Origin of the sequence: Leifsonia aquatica H1aii (assembly GCF_000633535.1) — a bacterium.
GTDB lineage: Bacteria > Actinomycetota > Actinomycetes > Actinomycetales > Microbacteriaceae > Leifsonia > Leifsonia aquatica_A.
This window is the reverse complement of the sequence record NZ_AYMR01000018.1, coordinates 256,102-276,292: the sequence shown is the minus strand read 5'-3', so window position 1 is coordinate 276,292 and position 20,191 is coordinate 256,102. Positions and strand designations below refer to the sequence as shown.

The window sequence follows — 20,191 nt, the reverse complement described above, 5'->3', positions numbered from 1 at the left end:
ATGACCTTGGTGCTCGGTGCACCCATCGCGTTCGGGGTGCTCAGTCTGATCCTGGCGCTCGCCGGGATCACGCTCCTCGCCGCGGCCATCCGCCACCGGGTGCGGGCCACGCGCCTGCCCCGCTCGCTGGTCGTCGAGTACACCCCGCGCCGCGGTTCGACGGTCCTGGCGGATGCGATCCTTGCCGGGCGCGAACGGCGGGCCGCGACGGCGGCGCTGCTCGACCTCGCGGTGCGCCGCCGGATCCGGCTGGTCGTCGACGAGACTGGCGGACGACGGACCACGGTCGGGGTCGAGCTGATCGACGGGGTCGACCTCACGACGCGGGAGCTCGCGCTCCTCGACGCGATCTCGGACCCCGCGCGGGAGGGGCGCGTCCGCCGGTTCTCGCGCAGTCGGCGCCGCACAGGCATCCGAGTGCGTGCCCTGATCGACGGCGTCGCGAAGGGGCTGGCTCGGCGGAGCCTCCTCGCCCCCGGCGGCTCCGCGCGTGCGGCTCTCCGGCGCCTCGCGGGCCTCGTGGTGCTGCTCTCAGGGCTGACGGCCCTCCTCCTGGTGATCTCGGCCCCGCTCGTTGCGCTACCGGCCACGATCGGGCTCTGCTGCGCGGTCGCGGCCGTCGCCGTGCTCCCGCCCGGGCAGGGCCGTCGCTTCACCGCCGGCGCCGAGCCGCTGCGACGGCACCTGGACGGCCTCCGCCAGTACCTCCGCGTGGCGGAGGCGGAACGCCTCCGCTTCCTGCAGGGGCCGACCACGGCGGAGCTGGAGGCCCTGCCCGACGACGTGCGGGCAGAGGCGGGGACCGCGGCCGGACGGTTCCGGCTGCACGAGAAGCTCCTCCCCTACGCCGTGCTCTTCGGCGTCGAGCGCGAATGGATCGGCCACCTGCGGATCGCGTTCGACGGCTACGACGGCGACACCCTCATCGCCCTGGGAGATGCGGCGGAGGTGGCCGCGGACCTGCTGGTGCTCGCGCACGCGCTCGGAAGCCTGGGCGAGCTCGTCGCCGCCATCGACGGGGTCTCGGATGCGGCCGGCGGTGCCGTCGACGTCACGAACGCCCTCGGCGCGCTCCACGATCTGCTCCCCTGACACCGCGCGACGGGAGGCGGCACCGCGCGACGGGAGGCGGCACCGCGCGACGGGAGGCGGCACCGCGCGACGGGAGGCGGCACCGAGGCTCAGATGCGGGCGACGAGGGCCGCGGTGTCGACGCCGGAGGGCAGCTCGCCGTAGAGGGCGCCCCGGTCGGGTCCGAGCCGCGCGGCCACGAAGGCGTCGGCGACCGCGGCCGGCGCGTGGCGGAGCAGCAGCGAGGCCTGCAGCGCGACCGCGAGCGCCGCCACCAGCGGCCGCGCCGAGGACTCGTCGGCCGCCGCCAGCGCGGTGCGCAGCCGGTCGTGGTGTGCGTCGTAGACCGGATGGGTGCCGCGGGCCGCGGCGAGCTCCGCGTCGAACGCATCCCGGCTCGCGGGTTCGCGGGTGAGCGCGCGCAGCACGTCGAGCGCGATCACGTTGCCGGACCCCTCCCAGATGGCCATCACCGGCTGCTCGCGATACCGCCGGGCCAGCGGGAACGCCTCGGTGTAGCCGTTGCCGCCGAGGCACTCGAGCGCCTCGTACGCATGGCCGGGGCCGCGCTTGCACACCCAGTACTTGGTGACCGCCGTCGCCAGACGGCGGAACGCCGCATCGGCGTCGGATGCATCCGCATCATGGGCGCGCGCGAGGCGCAGAGCGACGGCCGTCGCCGCCTCCGACTCCAGCGCGAGGTCCGCGAGCACGGCCGTCATCGCCGGCTGATCCACGAGCCGGGCGCCGAAGGCCGAGCGGTGGCGCGCGTGCCAGCCGGCCTCCGCGACCGCCTGCCGCATCCCGGCCGCGCTGCCCAGGATGCAGTCCAGGCGCGTGCGGTTGACCATCTCCAGGATCGTGCGGACGCCGCGCCCCTCCTCCCCCAGCAGGTAGCCGACCGTCCCGTCGAGCTCGATCTCGCTCGACGCGTTCGAGCGGTTGCCGAGCTTGTCCTTCAGCCGCTGGATGAGGAACACGTTGCGGGTGCCGTCGTCTAGCACCCGGGGCACCACGAAGCAGCTGAGCCCGCCCGCGGTCTGCGCGAGCACCAGGAAGCCGTCCGACATCGGGGCCGAGCAGAACCACTTGTGACCGGTGAGCAGCCAGCGCCCGTCGCCGTCGGCCAGGGCCCGCGTCGTGTTGGCCCGCACGTCGGAGCCGCCCTGCTTCTCGGTCATCGCCATCCCGAACAATGCGGAGGTCTTGCCCACGACGAGGCGTCCGTCGTACTCGCGGCTCAGCAGGCGCGGGATCCACTCCCCGGCCAGCCCCGGGTCGGCGGCGAGGGCGGCGACGGCGGCGTGCGACATCGAGATCGGGCAGGCGTGACCGGGCTCCACCTGGGCGAACAGCATGAAGGTGGCGGCTCGGGCGACGTTCGCCCCCGGTCCCGGCTCCGCCCAGGCCGCGGTGTGCGCGCCGGCGGCGACCGCCGAGCGGATGATGCGGTGGTAGCTCTCGTCGTACTCGACCTCGTCGACGCGCTCGCCCCACCGGTCGAACCCGCGCAGCTGCGGCTCGCGCACATTGGCGCGCTCGGCGTCCGCCTGGAACGCGGCCGAGCCGACCAGGCGTCCGGTCTCCGCCAGTGCAGGCACCGCCCAGCCTGCATCGTGGCGTTCGACGGCCTCCCGAAGCGGGAGGTTGGCGGCGAACTCGTCGAGGTCGACACGCGCGGGAGCCTGGTTCACGACGGTGTGGGTGCCCATGCGATGGGAGTCTACGGCGCGTCTACGATGGAGCGGGTGCGCCTCCCCGACCTCACCACCGACCGGCTGCGCCTGCGGCCGTGGCGGGAGGACGACGTCGCGTTCGCGTTCGCGCTCTACTCCCGCTGGGAGGTGCAGCGGTTCCTCGGCCGTGCGCCGCGGGTGATGTCCGACCCCGCCGAGGCCGAGCGGCTCGTGCGCCGGTTGCGCCGCCGCGAGGACGCCTACCGCGCCTACCGGGTCGTGGAGCTGGTCGCGACCGGGGCGGCCGTCGGAACGGTCATGCTCCAGCCCCTTGCCGCATCGGGACCCTCGGAGCCCCTCCGGCCGAGCGGCGACACGGAGATCGGCTGGCATTTCCACCCCGATCACTGGAGGCACGGCTACGCGACCGAGGCCTCCGCCGCCCTGCTGGAGGCCGCGCTCGCAGCGGGCCGGCCGCGCGTGCTCGCGGTCACCGCCCCCGGCAACACCGCGTCGCAGCGGTTGTGCGTGCGGATCGGGATGACGCCGCTCGGCCCGACCGACGCTTACTACAACACGACGATGGAGCTGTTCCAGCGCGCCCGCTGACCCCGCGGCGGCCGGGCGCCCCTCCGCCTCGGTACCCTGGAGGGGACATGGCACATCTTCTCGGGGCCGAGGCCCTGCATCTCGAATATCCGACCCGTGTGGTCTTCGACTCCGTCTCGCTCGGCGTGAACGAGGGTGACCGCATCGGCATCGTCGGCCGCAACGGCGACGGCAAGTCGAGCCTGCTCGGGATGCTCGCCGGGCTGCGCGCCCCCGACTCCGGGCGCGTCACCGTGCGCAGCGGGGTCCGGATCGGCGTGCTCGACCAGGCGGACACCCTCGACGACGACGAGACCGTCGGTCACACCGTCGTCGGCGACGCCCCCGAGCACGAGTGGGCGGGCGACGCGCGGGTGCGCGACGTCATCGCCGGCCTGCTGGGCGACCTCGACTGGGAGGCGCGGCTCGCCACGCTGTCCGGCGGACAGCGCCGCCGGGTGGCCCTCGCCCGGCTGCTCGCCGGCGACCATGACATCCTCGCCCTCGACGAGCCCACCAACCACCTCGACGTGGAGGCCATCACCTGGCTGGCGGAGCACCTCAAGCGGCGCTGGCCGGCGAACGCCGGCGGCCTGCTGGTCGTCACGCACGACCGCTGGTTCCTCGACGAGGTCTGCACCGTCACGTGGGAGGTGCACGATCGCGTGGTCGACCCGTTCGAGGGCGGCTACGCCGCCTACATCCTGCAGCGCGTGGAGCGCGACCGGCAGGCGGCCTCCATCGAGCAGCGCCGGCAGAACCTGGCCCGCAAGGAGCTCGCCTGGTTGCGCCGCGGTGCGCCCGCCCGCACGGCGAAGCCGAAGTTCCGCATCGACGCGGCGAACGCCCTCATCTCCGACGTGCCCGAGATCCGCGACCGGGTCGCGCTGCAGTCGCTGGCCGTCTCCCGCCTCGGCAAGGACGTCGTCGACCTGCTCGACGTCTCCGTCTCCTACGGCGACCGCCCGGTGCTGCGCGACGTGGAGTGGCGCATCGCCCCCGGCGAGCGCACCGGCATCCTGGGTGTGAACGGCGCCGGCAAGTCCACTCTGCTCGACCTCGTCTCGGGGACGCTGGAGCCGACGACCGGCCGCGTCAAGCGCGGCAAGACGGTGCATGTCGCGACCCTCACCCAGCGCCTCGACGAATTGGAGGAGCACCTGGAGGACCCGGTGCGCGTCGTCATCGGCCGGCTGCGCACGGAGTACACGATCGGCAGCGGCTCCAAGGCGCAGGCGCTCACTCCCGCGCAGCTGCTCGAGCGGCTCGGCTTCGCCTCCGCCCAGCTCTCCACCCCGGTGAAGGACCTCTCCGGCGGCCAGAAGCGGCGCCTCCAGCTGCTGCTCATCCTGCTCGACCAGCCCAACGTGCTCATCCTCGACGAGCCGACCAACGACCTCGACACCGACATGCTCGCCGCCATGGAGGACCTCCTCGACTCCTGGGCGGGCACCCTCATCGTCGTCTCGCACGACCGGTACTTCCTGGAGCGGGTCACCGACCAGCAGTTCGCGATCCTGGGCGGCCACCTGCGCCACCTGCCCGGGGGCGTGGACGAGTACCTGCGGTTGCGGAAGATCGAGGAGCAGCACGCCGGGGCGGGCGCACCGGCCGGGCCGGGCTCGGGGTCTGCGTCGGGCACGGGAGCTCCGACCGCGACTCCGGCGCTGGCCGGCGCCGACCTGCGCGCAGCGCAGAAGGAGGTCGCGGCCCTGGAGCGCCGGCTCGGCAAGCTCCAGCAGCAGATCGACACGGCCCGCACCTCCCTCGCCGACCACGACCAGTCGGACTACGTCGGCCTCGGCGAGAAGATGGAGGCCATCACCGCGCGCGAGCGCGAGGTCGAGGAGCTCGAGACCCGCTGGTTCGAGCTGACGGAGGCGTTGGGCTAGCCGCTACGACCGCTGCGTCGGAGCTCGGCGATCGCCGTCGCCAGGTGCGTCACTTGCTGCACGATCACCGTGCGTCGTTCGGCGTGCTGCGACGGTGAGGTCAGCACCACGCCCGAGAGCGCCGTCAGCGTCCACCAGGCCGTGACGAGCGCGATCGCGCTGAGGAGGAGCTGCTCGGCATCGGCGAGCGTCGCGTCGGGGAGCGCGTCGCCGATGGCCGCCGCCATCGTGGCACAGGTCAGAGCGCGGTGCTCGGACGACGCCGTCCCGGGCAGTTCGAGGCTCTCCCAGGCGAGCAGGCGTGCGAGATCCGGGGCCTCGGCCAGACGGTCGAAGAGGGCACCCGCGTAGGCGCCGACGGCCGCCGGCCCCTCTCCAGCCGGGGGCGCGATGTCCAGGACGCCGTCGAGACGGTCGGCGAGCACGGCCGCGAAGAACCCCTGCTTGTCGCCGAAATACCGATAGACGCGCTCCTTGTTGACACCCGAGTCGCGGCCGATCGCATCGAGGTGCGCGCCCGCGAACCCGTGCGCAGCGAACTGCCGCGCCCCCGCGTCGAGGAGCTTGCGTCTGGTCGCTTCCGTGTCCCACGCCATGACCGCAGTCTAGTCGAGGCCAAACGATCGTTTGCAGTCACAGACGGCAGGGTTTACGTTAACTCCAAACGAGCATTTGGAGATACATATGACGATCGACGCCCTGATCTTGGGAGCCCGTGGAGCGGTCGGCCGGGTGATCGCCGACGACCTCCGGCGGCGCGGCCACCGTGTGACCCCGGCGGGCCGGCGGCCGACGCCCGGCGGGCTCCCGCTGGACCTCGCCGCACCAGGCGGACTCACGGCGCTCCGCGCGGCGGCGGCGGGATTCGACGTGATCGTGAACGCCTCGGGGGTCGAGGAGCCGGCCCTCGGCGCGGCGGTCGGGACGACCCCGCTCGTCGACGTGTCCGCGACCGGCGCCTACCTGGACGGCCTCGCCGACGCCGTGCGCGCCGCAGGACAGCCGACGACCGTGGTGCTGGGAGCCGGCCTGGTGCCGGGGCTCAGCACCCTCCTGATCGCCGACCTCTCACCGCGGCCCGGCGACGACGTCGACGTGGCGGTGGTGCTCGGCTCGGGCGAGGAGCACGGCCCCGCCGCCGTCCGGTGGACCGCCGAGCTGGCCGGGCGCGCCCTGCACGAGCCTCCCGAGCCGGGGACCGTCCCGAACCTGCGCGAGCGGCGCAGGCTGAGCGGCCCGCTCGGCGAGCGCACCCACCTGCGCGCGGATTTCCCCGACCATGTGCTGCTCGGGCGACCCGGCGGCTACGCGGTGCGCAGCTACCTGGCGCTCACCAGTCCACTCGCGACCGCCGCACTCGGACTCGTGGGACGCTTCCCGAGCCTGCGTCCCCTCGTCAGCCGTGCGCCTCACGTCGGCGGCGACGCCTGGAGCCTGCACGCCCGGGTCCGCCGCACCGGAGAGACCCGCACGGCACAGGGCGCGGGACAGTCGCGGGCGACCGGGATGCTCACGGCCCGCGCCGCCCTCGCCGCGGTCGCCGCCCCGACCGAGGGCGCGGTGCCGATGTCCCACCTCCTCGCACTGGCCGACCTCACGGACATCCCCGACCTCGCCGCGCCCTTCCCCCGCTGATCCCGCCCGCTGATCCCGCCCGCATTCGTGCCGAATGTCGAGAATGGCGCCGCGATACGCGACATTCGGCACGAATGTGTGCCGGGAACCCCCACCCTCGGACGGGTGCTGCAAAGCGACCCGCCCGGTGTGCGAAGATTCTAGGGATCGGCTGACCCGCCCCGACCCGCCCGCGGCAGCCGGCCGGAGACGGGGACCCACGTGACCAGCGACGACCAGCCGGTGGCCGACAGGCCGCTCTTCGGCCGTGATCGCGCTCGGGAGACCGTGCTCCTCGTCGCCCACCGGGCGATCGATCGCGGCGGCGCTGTGCTGGTGACCGGCGAGGCCGGGCTGGGCAAGACGACGCTGCTGACCGACATCGCCGAGCGGCTGGACGGCTGGACCGTGCTGCGCGTGCACGCCGACTCGTTCGAGTCCGACCTCGCCTACGCGACGGTCGAGACACTGGTGCGCGGGCTCAACGCCATCAGCGGCGCCCGCATCCGGCCTCCCGCGCCCGGCGACGACCCCTTGACGGTCGGGCGCCTGCTGCTGGATGCCATCGACGGCGTCTCCGGCCCCGTCTGCCTGATCGTGGACGACTCCCAGTGGGTGGACGAGCCGTCCGCCCGCGCGCTGCGCTTCGTGGTGCGCCGGCTCACCGATCAGGGCTTCCTCTTCGCTGCGGCCACGCGCCCACAGCCGAACAGCGTCGTGGCCTTGTTCGACGACGTCGCCGCCGCTACGGTCAACCACGCCCGCGTCGAGCTCACACCGCTGACCGTCGCGGACACCCAGGACCTCGCCCAGCACCTGCTCGGGCACGCGATCTCCCGGCGCACCGCGACGCGTCTGACCGAGGCCACCCAGGGCTCGCCCCTGCTGCTGAGCGTGCTGCTCGGCCAGCTGCGCGACACCTTCGCCCAGGCCCTGCACCCGGCCGGCTGGGACCTCCCGGTGGCCGCGATCACCCCGCTGTCGACCGCGATCTCCTCCGCCCTGGAGGGTGCCGACCCGGCCGTGCGCGCCGCCGCCGAGATCGTGGCCGTGCTGCGCGACCCGCTGCCGCTGCCGGTCGTGGGCACGATCGCCGACCGTCTCGGCGTCGCCGCCGACGTCGCGGGCGCGGTCTCCCGCGGGCTCGTGCTGGCGGCCCCGCGCGACGGCGTGGTCTGGGTGGAGCCGGCCCACGCCATCCTCGCCGACGCCCTCGTCTCGGAGCTCAGTCTCGACCGCCGCGTCGCCGTGCACCGCATCGCCGCCGAGGTGCTCTCCGGGCACCGCGCCCTGCGGCACCGGGTGGAGGCGGCGGACCGCACCGACCCCACCCTCGTCGACGAGCTGCTCACGGCCGCGCTCGACGCCGCCGAGCTGGGCCGTGCAGAGCAGGCCCTCAGCTACGCCCGCTCGGCCGTGCACCTGGCGACCGGGGCGGAGCGCGACCGGGCGCTGATCGAGATCGGTCTGCTGGCGATGCGCTTCCGCATGCACGAGCGGGTGCTCGACCTGCGCGACGCGATCGAGGCGATCGCCCCCTCGCCGGTGCGCGACGCCGTCCTGCTCGAGCTGCGCACCCTCTCGCGCGACGCCCCCGGCGCCCTGGCGCTCGGTCTGGCGCTGGAGGCCGCACCCGCGACCACGCCAGACGAGCGGGCCATCCGCACCCATGTGGCGGAGGCGCTGCCGAAGGTCTACATGGCGATGGGCGACTTCGCCTCGGTGCTCGACCACCTGGATCGCGCCCGTGAGCTGATCGCCGACTGCCCGCGCCCCGAGGAGGTCTCCGACCCCGCGCTGCGCTGGATGGCGCACCCCGAGGAGCACCTCGTGCGACTGCTGGGCTGGGCTCTGAACTCCGCGGCGCACGCCCGACGACCCGACCTCTACGGGCCGCTGACCCTGGAGCTCGACGACCTGCTCGCGCGCCACGAGTCGCCCGCGGCGGTGGACGCCCTGGTCTCCCGGTCGCGCGTGTCCGTCCTCGGCGGGGACATCGAGCGCGCCCGCGCGGACCTGAGTGCGGCCAACGAGCTCGTCCGGCGCTTCCCGTCGAGCTGGACCGCCGGGTTCGCCCGCACGATCTACGCGCACATCCTGTTCCTCGTCGGCGAGTGGGAGGAGTCGGTGACGCTGGCCGACACGGCCGTCGCTCTGGCGCTCGACGAGACGGACCTGTCCTGCTGGCCGATCGCCCTCTGGACCTCGGCGCTGGTCCGCGCCGGACGCGGGGAGACCGAGGCGGTCGAGGAGCGCCTGCGCGCGGCGGCACAGGCCGACCCGCGCATCATCGGCTCGTACGACGGCGACCTGCCGTTCATCGCCCGAGCCGAGCTGGCCCGGGCGACGGGCCGACCCGAGGACCAGCTGGCCGCGACCCGGGATGCCGAGGAGGCCGCCACCCGGGCCTCCACCCTCGGCTGGCTCACCTACCGCATCGATGCCCTCGTCTCCCTCGGCCGGGCGGACGAGGCCCGCGCCGCCTACGAGCGCTGCATCGAGCCCGGACTCTGGCGCCCCTTCTACGGATCGCTGCGCTGGCTCGAAGGCCGGGTGCTGGAGGCCGAGGGCCGCACCGACGATGCGATCGCCGCCTACGCGGAGAGCGTCGACGACCCCGCCTGCGCGTCGTTCCCGTTCCCGCGTGCCGTCGCGTCGCTCGACGCCGCTCGCCTCCTGACCGATCAGGGATCGGACCCGGCGCTCGCCGCGCGGCTGCTCAGCGACGCGGCGGCGACCTTCCGCCGCCTGGGCGCCTCCGGCTACCTCGCGCGCTGCGCACAGCTCCTCGACGCGCTGGAGGCGGCGGCTCCCGCCACCGAGGCGGCCGACCCGCTGGCCGCCCTGACCACCCGCGAGCGCCAGGTCGCGCACGCACTCGCGGCCGGGATGACCAACAAGGAGATCGCGGAGCGTCTCTACGTCTCGGTGACGACCGTCAACTTCCACGTCCGCAACATCCTCGCCAAGCTCGGACTGCGCTCACGCCGCGACCTGCGCGCCCTCGGCATCGCCCGCCGGCGCCCGGCGCGCAGCAGCAGCGTGCGCAACTGAGCAGTCGGGCCGGCAGCCGGCCCCGTCTGCCCGTCAACTGTTGACGGTTTCTCGCGCACCGCTGGCCTCCGGGCACCGTCGTGACTAGCGTGGGAAGACCCGGGATGCCCGGCCTCGGGTGCGTGGACACGCTTCTCTCCGACGGATCGTCTCAACCCGACATGCGCCGCACCGGGCATCCGCGGGCAGACGGCGCGACGGACCGCCGTGAGCGAACGGGCCAGCGACGGCCCGGCGACGACCCACCGGCTGATCAGTCGCCGAGGATGCGCGCCCCGTGCACAGGACCGGTGGCCCGCACGGCTGTGATCCGCGACGCGCTCAGCGCGATCTGCAGGTCCAGCGCGGAGTCGAGGTCGGCGGCGAGGAATGCCACGGTCGGGCCCGAGCCGGACACCATCCCGGCGAGGGCGCCGTTCAGCTCCCCCAGCTCCAGCACATCGGCGATCGTCGGGGCGAGGTGGATGGCCGGAGCCTGCAGATCGTTGGCGAGGGCCTCGGCGAGCATGGCCGGGTCTCCCGCCCGCAGTGCCTGCAGCACCTGTGCGTCGACGCTCGGGGCGAGCTGGGCGGGAGCGATGTCGGCCGCGTGCCGCTCGCGGTGCCGATCGAGCTCGCTGTACACCTGCGGCGTGCTGAGCTCGGTCTCGGGCAGCGCCAGCACCCAGTGGAAGGTCCCGGTCGCCAGCGCCGGGCTCAACCGGTCGCCGCGTCCCGTTCCGATCGCCGTGCCGCCGACCAGCGCGAAGGGGACGTCGGCGCCCAGGCGTGCGGCCAGGGCCAGCAGCTCGTCGCGGCCGACGTCCGTGCCCCAGAGCGCGTCGCAGGCGACGAGGGTCGCGGCGGCGTCGGCCGAGCCGCCGCCCATCCCGCCGGCGATCGGCACTCGCTTGTCGATGCGCAGCCGCACCCCGCCCGTGTAGCCGGTGCGCTTGGCGAGGAGCTTGGCGGCCTTGATGGCCAGGTTGCTGCCGTCCGTCCGCAGCCCGCTGGTGTCGATGGGGCCGCCGAAGCTGACGGAGAAGTCGTCGGCGGGGTAGGCGCGCACGTCCTCGTAGAGCGAGACGGCCTGATAGGCCGTCGCGACGTCGTGGTATCCGTCGTCCATGACGGCACCGACCCGCATGAAGACATTGATCTTGCCGGGAGCCCGCACGTGCACGGCGTCCCCGCTCCATCCGCTCCCGCGCTCCACCATGCTTCCAACCTACAGGGGGCCGAGGGGCTCCCGCCGCACCAGCGGGCCGGTGGGTTCAGGCGGGGTTCAGGCGCGCGCGGCGCCGAGCCGGGCGAAGTCGTCGAACGAGAGCTGCTCGCCGCGGAGCGACGGCGAGAGCCCCGCCGCCTCGAGTGCCTCGGCGGCGGCCGTCGGGTCTCCGTACACGCGCGCGAGCGACTGACGCAGAGTCTTGCGGCGCTGCTGGAAGGCCGCGTCGACGAGCTCGAAGGTGCGCAGCCGCAGCTCCTCGCTTCCCGGAGGTGCGGCGTGCCGCTCGAAGGCGACCAGCACGGAGTCGACGTTCGGCACGGGCCAGAAGATCTGCCGGCTGACGTTGCCGGCGGTGCGCCAGGTGCCGTACCAGGCGGCCTTCACGCTCGGCGTGCCGTAGACCTTGGAGCCCGGCTGCGCCGCGATGCGGTGCCCGACCTCGGCCTGCACCATGACGACGCCCGAGCGCAGCGAGGGGAAGTGCTCCAGCAGGTGCAGGAGCACCGGCACCGACACGTTGTACGGGAGGTTGGCGACCAGCCGGTCCGGCTGTTCCGGGAGCTCGGTGACGGCCAGGGCGTCGCGGTGCACGACGGTCAGCCGGTCCGCCGCCTCCGGCGCCATCTGCGCCACCGTGACGGGGAGCTGCTCGGCCAGACGACCGTCGATCTCCACCGCCAGCACCCGCGCCCCCGCCTCGAGCAGACCGAGCGTCAGGGAGCCGAGCCCGGGGCCGACCTCGACGACCACGTCGCCGGCCTCCACCTCGCCGACCCGGACGATGCGGCGCACGGTGTTCCCGTCGATGACGAAGTTCTGGCCGAGCTTCTTCGTCGGCGTGACGTCGAGCAGTTCGGCGAGGTCGCGGATCTCGGCCGGACCGAGCAGACGCACGTCGCTCACGCGATGCGCCCGATCGGGCTGGTCGGCGGTGCTGCGACCGGCTCGGCGTCCCAGCGCCCGTAGACCAGCTCGGTGTTCGAGTTGATCTGCGCGGCGAGGGTGGAGGCGTCGGTGTCGATCGTCTCCGCCATCGCGCGCAGCGTGAGCGGGATGAGGTACGGCGCGTTCGGCCGGCCGCGGTACGGCGTCGGCGTGAGGAACGGGGCGTCCGTCTCGACCAGGATGAGGTCGCGCGGGGCCGAGCGCAGCGCCTCCCGGAGGGCCGGGGCGTTCGTGAACGTGACCGTGCCGGCGAACGACATGTACCAGCCGTTCTCGGCGCAGATCCGGGCCAGCTCCACGTCGCCCGAGAAGCAGTGGAACACGGTGCGCTCGGGAGCGCCCACGCGCTTCAGGGTCGCGACGACGTCGGCATGGGCGTCGCGGTCGTGGATCTGCATGGCGATGTCGTGCCGCTTGGCGATCTCGATGTGCGCCTCGAAGGAGCGCAGCTGCGCGTCACGGCGCGGCCCCTCCTCGGTGCGGAAGAAGTCGAGGCCGGTCTCTCCGACGGCTCGGACGCGCGGCCGGCCGGCCAGTTCGTCGATCACCGCGAGGGCGTCGTCCAGCTCGCCGCGCTCGGCGTAGTCCGGGGCATCGTTCGGGTGCAGGGCGACGGCCGCGAGCATCCGCGGCTCCACCGCCGCCATCTCGGCCGACCAGCGGGAGGTCTCGACATCGTTGCCCACCTGGACGACGCCGCGCACGCCGACGCTCGACGCACGGTCGAGCTGCTCGCGGTAGTCCAGCGACACGTCACCGTCGGCGATCTCGAGATGGGTGTGGTTGTCGTAGACGGGGACGACGAGCGCCTCCGGGAGCGGCGGGTAGGCCAGGTCGCGGCCGTCGGTGACGTGCCGCTGCCGGATGAACGCCGGGTCGGTCATGCGCCCGGCACCGCGTCCGCGTCGATCCGGGGGAACAGCGCTTCGAGCGCGCCCACCGTCGTTCCCGGCGGCAGCTGCCCCCACTCCCCCGCGCTCCGCAGCGGCTGGGCCGCGAGCGCACCGAGGCCGCCCTCGACCCCCAGGGCCGTCCAGAGCTTCGCCGTCGCCTGCGGGACGACCGGGGAGAGCAGCACCGCGAGGGCGCGAAGGCCTTCCGCGGCCGTGTACAGCACCGTGGCCAGACGCTCGCGCTGGGCGTCGTCCTTCGCCAGGCTCCACGGCTCCTGCGCGGTGATGTACCCGTTGAGCTCGTCTACGACGGTCCAGATCGCGGTGAGGGCGTCGTGGATCGCGAGCCGCTCGATCGCGGCGTCCGCGTTCGCGGTCGCCTCGGCGACCGTGCGCTGCACCTGCAGGTCGGAGTCGACGTAGTCGCCGGCCTCCGGAACGGAGCCGTCGAAGTAGCGCGCGAGCATCGCGATCACCCGGGACGCCAGGTTGCCGAAGCCGTTGGCGAGTTCCGCCTGGTAGCGGGCGGACAGGTCCTCCCAGCTGAACGAGCCGTCCTGGCCGAAGCTGATGGCGCGCATGAAGTAGTAGCGGAAGGCATCGGAGCCGAACGTGTCGGTGATCTGGGTCGGAGCGATGCCGGTCAGCTTCGACTTGGACATCTTCTCCCCGCCGACGAGCAGCCAGCCGTGGCCGTAGACGCGGTGCGGCACGTCGACGCCCGCCGCCATCAGCATGGCCGGCCAGATCACCGCGTGGAAGCGCAGGATGTCCTTGCCGACGATGTGGGTGGCGGGCCACCGCCGGGCGAAGGTCTCCTCGTCCTGGCCGTAGCCCACGGCGGTCGCGTAGTTGAGCAGCGCATCGAACCACACGTACACGACGTGCGACTCGTCCCACGGCACCTTGATGCCCCAGTCGAAGCTCGACCGCGAGATCGACAGGTCGCTCAGGCCCTGCCGCACGAAGCTCACGACCTCATTGCGCGCCGACTCCGGCTGCACGAACTCCGGGCGCTCCTCGTAGAGGGCGAGCAGCGTGTCCGCGAACTGGCTCATCCGGAAGAAGTAGTTCTTCTCCTGCAACAGCTCCAGCGGCTTCGAGTGGATGGCGCACACCTTCTGGCCCTCGTACTCGCCCGTGCCGTCGACGATCTCACTCTGCGGCTTGAACTCCTCGCAGCCCACGCAGTACAGCGCCTCGTACTCGCCCGCGTAGATGAAGCCGTCGTCGTACAGCTTCTGCAGGAACTTCTGCACGTTGGCCTCGTGGCGCTCGTCCGTCGTGCGGATGAAGTCGTCGTTCGCGATGTCGATCGTCTTCAGCAGCGGCAGCCACTCGTTCGTCACCAGACGGTCGGCCCACTCCTTCGGGGTCGTGCCGTTCGCGGTCGCGGTGCGCAGGATCTTCTGGCCGTGCTCGTCCGTGCCCGTCAGCAGCCAGGTGTCGTCGCCCGCCTGGCGGTGCCAGCGCGCGAGGACGTCCGCAGCGACCTCCGTGTAGGCGTGCCCGATGTGCGGGACATCGTTCACGTAGAAGATCGGCGTGGTGATGTAGAACGAAGAGCCGTCGGACATGCTGACTATCCTACGGGCGCGCGAGACGGAGGCCGGTTGTGTGTCGACGATCAGAGCGGGCCGACTCAGAGCCGATGTGGAGCCGAACTGGATAGAATGGCTCCGAACCGGATCGAACGGAGCAGAAATGACGCTCACCGCTGCCGACGTGGACGGCCTCCCGCACGTCCCGATCAGCACCTTCAAGGCCAATCCCGCCCACTACCTGACGACGGGCGCGGCCGTCACGACCCATGGTCGGGTCAGCGCAGCGTTTCTCCCTGTCGTCGACGACGCTGCGCGCGAAACCGAGCCGACCCTCGAGACGACCAGGGCGCAGCTCCGCCTGCTCTCCCGGCTGGTCGATCGGGAGGCTGTGGCCGAAGAGCGGCGACGACTGAGCGTCTCGCGCGACGCCGACGCTGTTCCCGACCCGCGATGACCGTGCTGGGCATGCTCGACACGAGCATCCTGATCAGCGGACTCCCCGACGACGTCATCGACGAGATCGACGCGTACCGCTCGTCGATGGTCTGCCGGGGCGAGCTCATCCAGGGGCTCGTCGCGTTCCGTTCCGATCCGCACCGCGAGGCCGCGGCCGCCCAGCGCCAGGAGCTCGTCCGGATCCTCGATGAGCTGCCCGGTTTCTGGCTGCCCTTCGACCGGGCCGCGTCGGACAGCTACGGCGCCCTCACGTCGGAGCCGCGCAGCGCCGGGCGGTTGAAAGACGCCCTGATCGCGGCCCATTCCCAGTCGGTCGGGGTTCCGCTCCTGACGGTGGACGCGGGCTTCACGCGCTATCCGGAGGTCGACATCCGGCTGCTCCCTCAACGCGGCTGATCGACACCGCCGTTCATCGCCAGTCCCCGCTCAGCAGATCGCGCAGAGCGCCGACAGCCTCCGGCGCGAGGCCGCCGGACTCCGCCGCGATCGTGGCGGCCTGCGTGTCCGCCCACGTCACGAGGTCGCGTGCCGTGTCGTCGGGTCGGATCGCGTCGAGCCGGCGGATGACCTCCTCGACGCGGGCCAGGAGGTCGGCGTCCTGCACGCACTCGGGATGCCGGCCGGGGAGGGACGAACCCGGTGCCCGGATGTAGGCGACGATGGCCGCGCTGAGAGCCGTCTCCATCACCGGAACGTGAGGTGGCCCCAGCGCCAGGCGAGCGCTTCGACAGCGGTGGGGCCGAGGTGCGGGAGGAGGTCGCGGATGCGCTGGTGGAGGCGCTCGCGAAGTCCGGTGCCGGACGGGGCGACCGCGTCGAACCTCATGGCGTCGGAGAGGCGAACCATCGCGGATTCCAGCGGAGACGATGAGCGTCCGTCGCTCACGACCGCGGCTCCGCGCGAAGGACGGTGCCCTGGATCTCGCCGGGAGCGAGCGCGGTGATCTGCCAGTCGATTCCGCGGCCGAGCAGTAGGGCGCCGGCGCCGGGCTCGCCGGGCTCGCCGGGCTCGCCGGGCTGCGGGGGCGTGTAGAGGGCGGGTGTGCCCTTCGTGACACGGAGGATCAGCGTGGTGGGCGCGTCGATCCGTGTCTGGCCTGTCAGGAAGGTCGAGGTCAGATAGGTGGGCTCGTGCACGACCGTCCCGACCGCGGCCTCGGCAGGCAGAGTCGCGGGGTCGTAGGCGAGTGCGACGAGGACGTCCTCGGGAGCGGTGCGCACGTGCGTCGCCTCATCGAGGGCGGCGATGCGCGCCTGGATCTCGGGAGTCGGACGAGCCTGGCCGCGCAGGACGGCGTCGATCTGCTCGCGCGTGGGCGCGGGGACGGCGACGCTCCGCTCGGCGCGTTCAGAGCGAGATGACTCCTGAGCGCGGCGACGGGCGACGTCTGGGTTCAGTCTGGCGAATACAGCGTCCGTGCTCTCGAACCGCTCCGTCGTCGGCGAAACGGTCCCGGCCGTGTCCGGCCCTTCGCCTCCGAGAAGCGTCTGGAAGAGTTCGGCCGCGGGCACACCCTTCTCCGCGCCGCTGTTGATGAGGCCTGTCCAGTATCGGGAACCGCCGTTCACGTAGTCCTCGTGCTCGTAGGACAGCGTCAGAGCCAATACGTTCTGAGCGGGGTCGAGCGCCGTCACCAGATACCCCATGAGGTGACCGTTTCGGAGAACGGGGGCGGCCAGAACCGGGTCCGCCGAACGCCACTCGTAACGGCAGGGTCCTCCCACGACCTTGAGTTCGAGGTCGAAGTCTTTCCAACTCATGGGATCACCTCGTCTCAAGCCTTTTATCGAACCGTCCCCTCGCGACCTCCTCTTTCATGCGCCTCCACGATCGTGAGGCTCGGCCTGACTTCGCACGAACTCGTCCCAACGACGTCGGACCTCAGCCCCTGCCGCCTCGTCGCGGGCTCGCTGTTCAGCGTCATACGTCGGAATTCGGCCGCGAGCCTCCTGCAGGTAGCCCCACGCCCAGTCGCAGGCCGAATCCTCGTCGGGGAAACGAAGCTCGCGTCCATCCGCGTCCGTCATCGGGACTGCTTTGGTCCGGAGATCTCCGTGGGCAGCCGAGTACGTACCATCGCGGTGCGCGATTAGCGTCAACAATGAAGTGTTGGGATCCCCGCCGAACACACGGGTCACGAGATACGGCACCGAGTCACGATCCATGCGCGGTAGTGTTGCCGCTTTCTCGACGAGCTCCTCATACTTCATACGTCCACTCTCCTACGACACTTGCCTCAGATAGTCCATCCACTCCGAGATCCCGCCCGGGAAATGAAGTTGGGTCCCGCCGCCTGGCTGCTGAAAATCGGGCGCGATGTTGCCTGCTCGCACCTCGGGAGGAAGCGGCTTCACAATCTCGTAGGTGTACCGGTTGAAGGCCGGCCCTAGGCGGTCAGGCGGGAGGCTCTGGTCGGGAAACTGCGTTCCGACAGGCGATGCGAACTCGCCTGAGTCCTTCGCTCCCTCTGCCACGGAGATTCGATCGATCCGTGTGCCCGGTGGGAAGTAGTCGGCAGCGGACACGATGGGAGAACCGGGGCTGAACCCGTCCTGGAGCGGCCAGCGCCAATCAGCGTACCCTTCCGGCGTAAACCGCTTGAGATGTGTATCGATGAAGTCTGTCCCATCGAGGCCCCCGAACGGCTTGTAACCGGGGATGCCTGCACTATCCGCCCAGTTCTGCATCTTGACGATGAGATCGTCTCGCCGCGGATCAAGTCGTCGGATGCCGGGAAGGCCAATCACCGCCTCCTTGGTGTTGTGCGCGGCCGTCTTCGCGGCCTCCTTCCCACCCTTCAGCACCGACCCGAACAGCTCGTCCGCCTCGCGCAGCAGCCCACGCAGTTCGTCGAGGAGCTTCGAGAGGGCCTTCACCGACCGCACCAGGGCGGTCATCTTGGAGCCGATCTTCGCGACCCAGGAGGCGACGCGGGTCGAGACCTGCTCGACGATCCACGGCGTCGCGAGTCCCAGGGTGAGCACGGCCTCCGACGCCCACGAGATCGCGGAGCCGACGAGCTGCGAGAGCACGTCGCGCACGATGTCGTGCACCACCTGCACGATCGTGGACGCGACGCTGAGCCCGGTCGCCATCGCGCCCGCCCAGGTCGCCGCACCGTGGAGGTGCTGGGCCGAGTCCTGCTGGAATCGGCGGTAGGCGTCCATCGCCTCGCCGGCGAGCTCGTCGACGTCGCCCACGATGCGCGTGAGCTCGTCGCCGGACGACTGGAGCTGCCTCTGGATGTTGGTCCAGGTCTGCGCGAACGCCTGCACCTCGCCCGCGTCGCCGGTGAGGTCGTTGAACCAGCCTTTCAGCGGCTCGAAGTGGTCGATCAGCCAGCCGAGGCCGGCGGCGATGAGGGAGCCGAGCGGATCGGAGACGGTCGCGATGGTGTCGGCCGCGGCCGAGAACGCGGCCATGCCGCCCTCGACCCAGTCTCCGGACTCGATCGCCGAGGCCAGTTGGGTGCCCGAGTCGAGCAGCCCGGCGCCGCTGAAGGGCGTCGCGGTGTCGACCGGGGCCGCGACGAGCGGGTTCGCGTTCACCGGCGGCTCACCCCAGACCCTTCTCGAGTGCGCGCACCGCCTGCACGATGTCGTCCTCGACCGCGGCCATGTCCGAGGCGACTCCGCGGACCTCCCGCGCGCTCCGGGTCAGCATGCCCTCGGCGGCCCCGATCGCGGAGGCCGCCATCGTGGCCGCGAGCGTCGCGGGCGGCACGAGGAAGGCGCAGATGACGCCGAAGGCGCCTCCGCCCATGTTCGTGGCGCCCGCCGCCTGCCGGGCCGTCCCGACATCCGCCGCGACCCGCTCGACGCGGGCGGCGTGGGCGACGATGATCTCGGCGTCCACGGCGATCTGCTTCGCCATCGCGACTCCCCCCTTCGGCCCCGCGCTCAGTACTCGATCCGCGTCCCGTCGCCCGTTCCCCCGGCGTCCGGAGCAGCGGACCTCTCGACCTCGCCACGCAGATGCGCCACGATACCGGACTCCGCGCCGAACGCCTCGCTCGCCACCTCGACGGCTTTGGCCCCGGCCTGGCGCTGCGCCGCGTTCGCCGTCTCGACGATGAGCCGGCCGAGATCGCGCGGAGCGAGGCGGGATGCGGCGTCGGCGAGATCGACGGCGACGAGCCGTCCGCTCGCGTCGACGGTCACGGTGACCTCCCGACGAGGCGAGGTCGCCGATCCGCGAAGCGCATCGATCTCCTGCCGGACCTCGCCGGCGCGCCTCGCACGCTCCTGGGCCTCCGCGATCTGCTCCTCGATCCGCGCCACCGCGAGATCGGCATCAGCATCCGCATCGGCTGAGAAGAAGTCGGTCACCGGGCCAGCATAGCCACACGGCCGTCCGGCGCTAGCGAGGTGCCCGGCCCTTGTGCTCCAGCGCCGCCTGGTAGAGGTCGCGGCGGCCGAGACCGGTCGCCTCCGCCACCTCGGCGGCGGCATCCTTGAGGCGCGTGCCGGAGGCGACGAGGGCGAGCACCTGCTCCAGTGCGGTCTCGGGATCGGCTTCGCGAGCGGGGGCGCCCGCGACGACGATCGCGATCTCCCCGCGCACGCCCTCGGCCGCCCACGCCGCAAGCTCGGCGGCGGTGCCGCGACGAACCTCCTCGAACAGCTTGGTCAACTCACGGCACACCACGACACGACGCTCGTCCCCCAGCACCTCCGCCATCGCGGCGAGGGAGGCGGCGAGCCTGTTGGGCGACTCGAAGAACACCATGGTGCGGGGTTCCGCGGCGAGAGCGCGCAGAGCGGAGGACCGCTCCCCCGGCTTGCGCGGGAGGAAGCCCTCGAACGTGAACCGATCGGTCGGCAGGCCGGAGACGGCGAGCGCGGTCAGCACCGCCGACGGCCCCGGCAGCGCGGTCACCCCGACACCCGCCGCCGCGGCCGCCTCGACCAGGTGGAACCCGGGGTCGGAGACGGTGGGCATCCCGGCGTCCGAGAGCACCACCACGTCCTGGTCCCGCGCCAGCTCGACGAGCTCGACGGCGCGCTCGCGTTCGTTGTGATCGTGCAGGGCGATCAGACGCGGCCGGTTCTCGATGCCGAGACCCGCGAGGAGCCGTTGCGTGACGCGGGTGTCCTCGGCGGCGACGACGGGCGCCTCGGAGAGCACCTCGACCAGGCGGGCGGTGGCGTCGCCGAGGTTTCCGATGGGGGTCGCGGCCAGGATGATCATGCTCCCAGTGTGACAGGCGGGGCGCACGGCGTCGGGCGCGGCCGCTCCCCGTAGCATT

General features: G+C 72.4%; 21 protein-coding genes. 7 read left to right on the top strand and 14 right to left on the bottom strand.

The genetic code is table 11. The features are described 5' to 3' along the window. Nucleotides 1-1,092: a DUF2207 family protein gene (locus tag U870_RS0117210; RefSeq protein ID WP_025158616.1), complete on the top strand. Its 1,092-nt coding sequence runs from the start codon at nt 1-3 to the stop codon at nt 1,090-1,092. Nucleotides 1,093-1,181: 89 nt separating this feature from the next. Here U870_RS0117210 and U870_RS0117205 read toward each other — a convergent pair whose 3' ends face one another. Further along, a complete protein-coding gene (locus tag U870_RS0117205; RefSeq protein ID WP_025158615.1) occupies nt 1,182-2,783 on the bottom strand; it encodes an acyl-CoA dehydrogenase family protein in 1,602 nt (533 codons plus the stop codon). Nucleotides 2,784-2,819: 36 nt separating this feature from the next. On the opposite strand from U870_RS0117205, the gene U870_RS0117200 reads away from it, so the two are divergent. Both U870_RS0117200 and U870_RS0117195 read left to right on the top strand, forming a co-directional pair. Then, nucleotides 2,820-3,356 carry a GNAT family N-acetyltransferase gene (locus U870_RS0117200; protein WP_025158614.1) on the top strand — a complete coding sequence of 179 codons (537 nt, stop codon included), beginning with the start codon at nt 2,820-2,822 and terminating at the stop codon, nt 3,354-3,356. 47 nt (nt 3,357-3,403) lie between these two features. Beyond that, nucleotides 3,404-5,227 (top strand): ABC-F family ATP-binding cassette domain-containing protein, encoded by a 1,824-nt coding sequence (locus U870_RS0117195; RefSeq protein WP_025158613.1) that lies wholly within the window; start codon nt 3,404-3,406, stop codon nt 5,225-5,227. Here the strand turns inward: U870_RS0117195 and U870_RS0117190 are convergent. After that, nucleotides 5,224-5,823: a TetR/AcrR family transcriptional regulator gene (locus U870_RS0117190; protein WP_025158612.1), complete on the bottom strand. Its 600-nt coding sequence runs from the start codon at nt 5,821-5,823 to the stop codon at nt 5,224-5,226. The genes U870_RS0117195 and U870_RS0117190 overlap by 4 nt on opposite strands. An 88-nt stretch (nt 5,824-5,911) precedes the next feature. Here U870_RS0117190 and U870_RS0117185 point away from each other — a divergent pair, with 88 nt between their 5' ends. Then, nucleotides 5,912-6,862: a hypothetical protein gene (locus U870_RS0117185; RefSeq protein ID WP_205288787.1), complete on the top strand. Its 951-nt coding sequence runs from the start codon at nt 5,912-5,914 to the stop codon at nt 6,860-6,862. A gap of 201 nt (nt 6,863-7,063) precedes the next feature. Beyond that, the gene (locus U870_RS0117180; protein WP_025158610.1) at nt 7,064-9,895 is read left to right on the top strand and encodes a helix-turn-helix transcriptional regulator; all 2,832 of its coding nucleotides are present in this window, start codon (nt 7,064-7,066) and stop codon (nt 9,893-9,895) included. 253 nt (nt 9,896-10,148) lie between these two features. On the opposite strand, the gene U870_RS0117175 is transcribed toward U870_RS0117180, so the two are convergent. From U870_RS0117175 to metG, 4 genes are all read right to left on the bottom strand, one after another. Then, a complete protein-coding gene (locus tag U870_RS0117175) occupies nt 10,149-11,093 on the bottom strand; it encodes a 4-(cytidine 5'-diphospho)-2-C-methyl-D-erythritol kinase (protein WP_025158609.1) in 945 nt (314 codons plus the stop codon). A gap of 66 nt (nt 11,094-11,159) precedes the next feature. Continuing rightward, a complete protein-coding gene (gene rsmA, locus U870_RS0117170) occupies nt 11,160-12,008 on the bottom strand; it encodes a 16S rRNA (adenine(1518)-N(6)/adenine(1519)-N(6))-dimethyltransferase RsmA (protein WP_025158608.1) in 849 nt (282 codons plus the stop codon). Then, nucleotides 12,005-12,934 (bottom strand): TatD family hydrolase, encoded by a 930-nt coding sequence (locus tag U870_RS0117165; protein WP_025158607.1) that lies wholly within the window; start codon nt 12,932-12,934, stop codon nt 12,005-12,007. The genes rsmA and U870_RS0117165 overlap by 4 nt, the downstream gene beginning before the upstream one ends. Next, nucleotides 12,931-14,520, bottom strand: coding sequence for a methionine--tRNA ligase (metG, locus tag U870_RS0117160; protein ID WP_025158606.1), 1,590 nt, complete (start codon nt 14,518-14,520; stop codon nt 12,931-12,933). The genes U870_RS0117165 and metG overlap by 4 nt, the downstream gene beginning before the upstream one ends. 127 nt (nt 14,521-14,647) lie before the next feature. On the opposite strand from metG, the gene U870_RS0117155 reads away from it, so the two are divergent. Together U870_RS0117155 and U870_RS0117150 are read left to right on the top strand one after the other, a co-directional pair. Further along, a complete protein-coding gene (locus U870_RS0117155; RefSeq protein ID WP_025158605.1) occupies nt 14,648-14,941 on the top strand; it encodes a hypothetical protein in 294 nt (97 codons plus the stop codon). After that, nucleotides 14,938-15,339: a type II toxin-antitoxin system VapC family toxin gene (locus U870_RS0117150; protein ID WP_025158604.1), complete on the top strand. Its 402-nt coding sequence runs from the start codon at nt 14,938-14,940 to the stop codon at nt 15,337-15,339. The genes U870_RS0117155 and U870_RS0117150 overlap by 4 nt, the downstream gene beginning before the upstream one ends. Before the next feature lie 13 nt (nt 15,340-15,352). On the opposite strand, the gene U870_RS0117145 is transcribed toward U870_RS0117150, so the two are convergent. The 8 genes from U870_RS0117145 to rsmI are packed head-to-tail and all read right to left on the bottom strand — an operon-like array spanning nt 15,353 to nt 20,133. Next, nucleotides 15,353-15,628 carry a hypothetical protein gene (locus U870_RS0117145; RefSeq protein WP_025158603.1) on the bottom strand — a complete coding sequence of 92 codons (276 nt, stop codon included), beginning with the start codon at nt 15,626-15,628 and terminating at the stop codon, nt 15,353-15,355. Next, nucleotides 15,628-15,789, bottom strand: coding sequence for a hypothetical protein (locus U870_RS24465; protein ID WP_162819176.1), 162 nt, complete (start codon nt 15,787-15,789; stop codon nt 15,628-15,630). Before U870_RS24465 ends, U870_RS0117145 begins: the two co-directional genes overlap by 1 nt. A gap of 35 nt (nt 15,790-15,824) precedes the next feature. Further along, nucleotides 15,825-16,703, bottom strand: coding sequence for a hypothetical protein (locus U870_RS0117135; RefSeq protein ID WP_025158602.1), 879 nt, complete (start codon nt 16,701-16,703; stop codon nt 15,825-15,827). Nucleotides 16,704-16,757: 54 nt separating this feature from the next. Continuing rightward, complete coding sequence (locus U870_RS24460; RefSeq protein ID WP_162819175.1) at nt 16,758-17,153, bottom strand: hypothetical protein; 396 nt, start codon at nt 17,151-17,153, stop codon at nt 16,758-16,760. A 12-nt stretch (nt 17,154-17,165) separates the two neighbouring features. Then, entirely contained in the window at nt 17,166-18,491 is a 1,326-nt protein-coding gene (locus U870_RS23290) for a TNT domain-containing protein (protein ID WP_025158601.1), read from the bottom strand. A 7-nt stretch (nt 18,492-18,498) separates the two neighbouring features. Beyond that, on the bottom strand, nt 18,499-18,816 hold the full coding sequence (locus U870_RS0117125; RefSeq protein ID WP_025158600.1) for a hypothetical protein: 318 nt from the start codon (nt 18,814-18,816) through the stop codon (nt 18,499-18,501). A 26-nt stretch (nt 18,817-18,842) separates the two neighbouring features. Continuing rightward, entirely contained in the window at nt 18,843-19,271 is a 429-nt protein-coding gene (locus U870_RS23285) for a YbaB/EbfC family nucleoid-associated protein (RefSeq protein ID WP_025158599.1), read from the bottom strand. 31 nt (nt 19,272-19,302) lie between these two features. Further along, nucleotides 19,303-20,133: a 16S rRNA (cytidine(1402)-2'-O)-methyltransferase gene (gene rsmI, locus U870_RS0117115; protein WP_025158598.1), complete on the bottom strand. Its 831-nt coding sequence runs from the start codon at nt 20,131-20,133 to the stop codon at nt 19,303-19,305. Nucleotides 20,134-20,191 lie beyond the last annotated feature (58 nt).